Origin of the sequence: Yoonia sp. R2-816, assembly GCF_046762905.1 — a bacterium.
GTDB lineage: Bacteria > Pseudomonadota > Alphaproteobacteria > Rhodobacterales > Rhodobacteraceae > Yoonia.
In genome coordinates this window covers 1-3,638 of the sequence record NZ_JBKQXN010000300.1, presented here as the reverse complement: position 1 = coordinate 3,638, position 3,638 = coordinate 1, and the positions used below count along the sequence as shown (strand labels likewise).

Below are 3,638 nucleotides of genomic sequence, written 5' to 3'. Positions count from 1 at the left end.
TATTCTCAGGAATTGGGGCGCGCTTCTCGGCAAGACCCCGCAGACACGCACCAAGCGTATCAAGGGCAACGACACCGAAATTGCTTCACTCAGACAAGGAAAAATGTCTGCGACTCAGCGCCGGGCCCATTACGGTATCTTTCTTATTAGCGCATAGGCTTCGCGCTTACGCTGATCGAATGCTGCTCTTGTCATCTTATCACCTCCTTTCCGATGCAGGCAGCATCTACGATCCCGACCATTGTCGGCCTGACCGATCCCGTGGTTTGCAACGCCAGAAGCCATCCTCCTGGAAGGCCCTTTCAAACAGGCCAAGGAAACGGCCTGTTCTGCGCTGCCATGTGCCACTTGTCCCCCTTCCCGCGTTTTTCCGGCGCAGAGGGGGGCCGGTGAAAGATGACCCGTGCTGATTCAGGCTGGTGAACACCCCAAGGGCCGGAACGCAGAGGAGGACCGCGCTTGCGCGGTTGGGAGCCAGAATGAATCTGCTAAGGGAAATCGCCGGCCACCCGACGATCGGAAATCAAGCAAAGCCGCCCATAGGGCGGCGTCGCGACAGTAAAAACCGTCAGATTCGCCAGAGCGTAAGCGGAGGCAAGTCTGTCTTACCCACATGGGCGATCCTTGCGCCCGGCAAGGATCTCAACTGAACTGACCGACCCATCAAACAAAGAGTGCTGTTGCATAATGATGTAAGACATAAAAATGGACGGTCCCTTCCGGGACCGCCCATGCTTGGGATCACTCAGCGTCAAATTGACCAACCTTGATGCGTTTGGCTTCGGCCTTTTGGCCAAGGCTCATCGCAACCCCGTTTCGTTGTGCGGCTGCCCGTGACTGGCGTGTATGCTGTGCCGGTTTCGATCTCGTAGCATTGTGCAGCTTTTTCAGCCATGACCTTCAGTGCATCGGCTTTTTCCCAAAGTGTCTCAAACCGGCTGGTTGTTTTGTCCAGTTCCATCTCTGCGACCTCGGAACCGTCCTGTGCCTCGATCAGACCCTGGATTTGGCGCTTGTGCTTGTCGGCCTGCCCTGCCAGCGCCGTCGCGCGGCGCTGCAACAGTGTCGCCAACCCGTGTGCCAGTGGTTCGATTTCGGACGCAAGACCGGTGCCCTGCAGTCCGCCGATCAGTGTCTCGAAGGTTTCGAGAACGATTTGGTCGCGCAGCTCGTCATCATTGGGGATGATCAGGTCGTCTGTGCCATTCTCGGTCAGGCCAAAGAGTTCAATCGCGTCATAGGTTGTTGTTTGGTCAAGCATCTCAGTGTCTCCTTAGGATGTTTTAGCTGCTCCACGGAATGCGGAACATACCGTCCGCCTTCGTCCAAAGTGGTTCGGGTCAAGGACGCCACAGGCGCCAGCTTTGCTGGGCCGGAGTATTTTCGGAGAACCTGGCTGCCACACGCGCGCGTTCACCGATTGGTGCGATCCTCGCCACACCCTCTGCCCTTGCTGGAAATACGGAGGATCCTTGAGGCGGGCCGTTTTGGGTGCCAATCCGGAGGATATGCTTCCACTTTCAGTAGGAGGAGGAATACGTGAGGCAGGCGATACCGGCGCAGGCAAGGCTGATGGGCCGTGCTGTGCCGATGACGGAATGCAGTCTTCGGCCAAGCGGCCTGTCAGACTGCTCGTGCCGCAATCGACTGACGGGCCACCCATTGCAACATCCACACGACTGTGTGAGCGCGCATGGCGCGCTTCAGACTTTCGACACGCGAAGCCGAGAGAGGCTGGCCGTAAGGCATTGCAACGTCCGTTCTGGATCGCGACCGCTCAATAAAGCGCCCGGCGAAGGGATCGTTACCCCTTGTGGGCCGAGACACCTTTGGTGGCTCGGGTGAGGCTTTGCCGAAGTAGAGCCCGGTCAGCTTCAGCTGATCGCCCCAACGCTCAGATAATGCTTTCGATGCCCTTGCGATCAATGACTTCAAGCAATCGTGCCGATGGTCCGCTTGGGTTCTTTTTTCCTTGCTCCCATTGCGCGATCGTTGTCCCACCAACGTTCAAGACTTTCGCAAATACGGTCTGGCTCATTCGCGTCTTTTTGCGAATCTGTTTGATGCGTTCTGCATCAAAACTTGGGGTGTCCGGGATGCATAGCTTATCCATAACGCGCATTGTTATGTCGTCCATTGCACCAACTTCGTGCAAGTCTTTTGCCATGTCATGTGCGATATCGAGGATGTCACTCATTTCTGCACTCCAGTTCAATAAAGCTGCCGATGTCTTTCAGGGCGTCAACCTGTTTGTCGTTTGCGTCGATGAAGGCGGCCGCGGCCACACTCAACGCCTCTTTTTCTGTCTTCGTGATGTTCCCTCTGTTGTTTTTGGGAAACCCGTACAAGAAGACGATGCGGTCTGATTTCTTCTTCCGATATGCGATGATTGTACGATAACCGCCGGATTTGCCTTTTCCCTCGCGCGCTACGCGCTTTTTGAAAAGATATTTGCCAAGATCGGCCTCTACCTCGCCGCCAAACGCTTCTTTCGCGATTTGGCACAACTGATCATCGCTGATGTTCTCCTTCTTGGCCCACTTCATGAAGGCCTTTCCACCGAATATTCGCACCTGCTTCCTAACACCTAGTGATACACTTGTCGAGATCAAGGGTAGCTGTGTTCTGAATATGGCTTCAATGGTTGATTTTATGTTCTGGCAACAGACCGCAAGGCGGTCTTCGGGCGCCGTTTGGGCGCGCGGTGGTCGGAACAGGCACATTCCATGGTCGTGCTGATTGATGATGCTGGCCACGGGCAAATGGGGAAGGCTGTGAGGCCTTCCCCTTTGGAGCGACGGTTATTCCTGGTCACCGTCGCGTTCTTTGGGTGGGAAGATGACCATTTTGCCGTTGGTTGGTGTTGCAAAGAGTTCGATGGTCATGATGGCTTTGGAGTCTTCCTTTGCGGGGAATGCGACCCCGATGCGGTTGAAGCGAGTGACGCCGTCGCTGCCTTCGACTGGTGTGGTGACGTTGTAGAATGTTTTCGACATATCGTGTTCCTTTCGTTTTCGATGCAAATCTTCTGCGGCCGCGATCGCGGCCGGATGTCAGGCGCAACTTTGTCTTGCGAGGAATGGGCGCTTAGCGCACAGGGGAAAGTTGTGCTTGAAGGCACCCGCGTGCCGGCATCCGGTTCAGGGGCCGGATCTTGCATCTTCCAGAAAACGAAAGGGATGCGATCTGTCGGATTGACCGTCTACGTCACCCCTCGTCGATGGTTTCCTGGCTTCAGCACATCCGCATGTGGTTCGCATCAATTCAAACGGTTTCCAAAGCCATCATGACCGTCCGTCCCGCAATGCCGATCGTTGGCTGGTTCAATCGAAGAGATGGGATGGTTGCCGCCCTCCCCATACGGCATCGCAATGTGCCAAAGATGTGGTCGTACACTGCCACGCTAGAGAGAGGACGGCAATATGATTGATACAATGATCGGTGTAGACTTGGCAAAGAATGTGTTTCAGCTTCATGGTGCTTCGCTGACAGGGGAGGTCAAATTTCGAAAGAAGCTCTCCCGACCTCGGTTTCGAAAGTTCATGGAATCCCAACCCGCAAGTATCGTTGTTTTTGAAGCTTGCGGCGGTGCTCATTTCTGGACGCGGGAGATTCAGGAACTTGGACATGAGGCAAAG

Annotated in this window: 4 protein-coding genes and 1 pseudogene; 1 reads left to right on the top strand and 4 read right to left on the bottom strand. The window is 55.2% G+C overall.

The genetic code is table 11. From position 1 onward, the window contains the following. Positions 1 to 751: 751 nt before the first annotated feature. The 4 genes from ACFWW2_RS17240 to ACFWW2_RS17225 all read right to left on the bottom strand — a co-directional run bounded on the left by ACFWW2_RS17240 (position 752) and on the right by ACFWW2_RS17225 (position 2,996). Positions 752 to 1,261: a hypothetical protein gene (locus tag ACFWW2_RS17240; protein ID WP_393929972.1), complete on the bottom strand. Its 510-nt coding sequence runs from the start codon at positions 1,259 to 1,261 to the stop codon at positions 752 to 754. A 633-nt stretch (positions 1,262 to 1,894) separates the two neighbouring features. Further along, positions 1,895 to 2,197 carry a helix-turn-helix domain-containing protein gene (locus ACFWW2_RS17235; RefSeq protein ID WP_393929970.1) on the bottom strand — a complete coding sequence of 101 codons (303 nt, stop codon included), beginning with the start codon at positions 2,195 to 2,197 and terminating at the stop codon, positions 1,895 to 1,897. Beyond that, on the bottom strand, positions 2,190 to 2,723 hold the full coding sequence (locus ACFWW2_RS17230) for a type II toxin-antitoxin system RelE/ParE family toxin (protein ID WP_393929974.1): 534 nt from the start codon (positions 2,721 to 2,723) through the stop codon (positions 2,190 to 2,192). Before ACFWW2_RS17230 ends, ACFWW2_RS17235 begins: the two co-directional genes overlap by 8 nt. A gap of 78 nt (positions 2,724 to 2,801) precedes the next feature. Further along, complete coding sequence (locus ACFWW2_RS17225; RefSeq protein ID WP_393929968.1) at positions 2,802 to 2,996, bottom strand: hypothetical protein; 195 nt, start codon at positions 2,994 to 2,996, stop codon at positions 2,802 to 2,804. Positions 2,997 to 3,422: 426 nt separating this feature from the next. Here ACFWW2_RS17225 and ACFWW2_RS17220 point away from each other — a divergent pair. Beyond that, positions 3,423 to 3,638 (top strand): annotated as a pseudogene (locus ACFWW2_RS17220) (IS110 family transposase); the annotation flags it as partial.

Coding starts and splice junctions, on each gene's coding strand:
- ACFWW2_RS17225 (WP_393929968.1), bottom strand. CDS start 2,996: ATGTCGAAAACATTCTACAACGTCACCACACCAGTCGAAGGCAGCGAC.
- ACFWW2_RS17235 (WP_393929970.1), bottom strand. CDS start 2,197: ATGAGTGACATCCTCGATATCGCACATGACATGGCAAAAGACTTGCAC.
- ACFWW2_RS17240 (WP_393929972.1), bottom strand. CDS start 1,261: ATGCTTGACCAAACAACAACCTATGACGCGATTGAACTCTTTGGCCTG.
- ACFWW2_RS17230 (WP_393929974.1), bottom strand. CDS start 2,723: ATGTGCCTGTTCCGACCACCGCGCGCCCAAACGGCGCCCGAAGACCGC.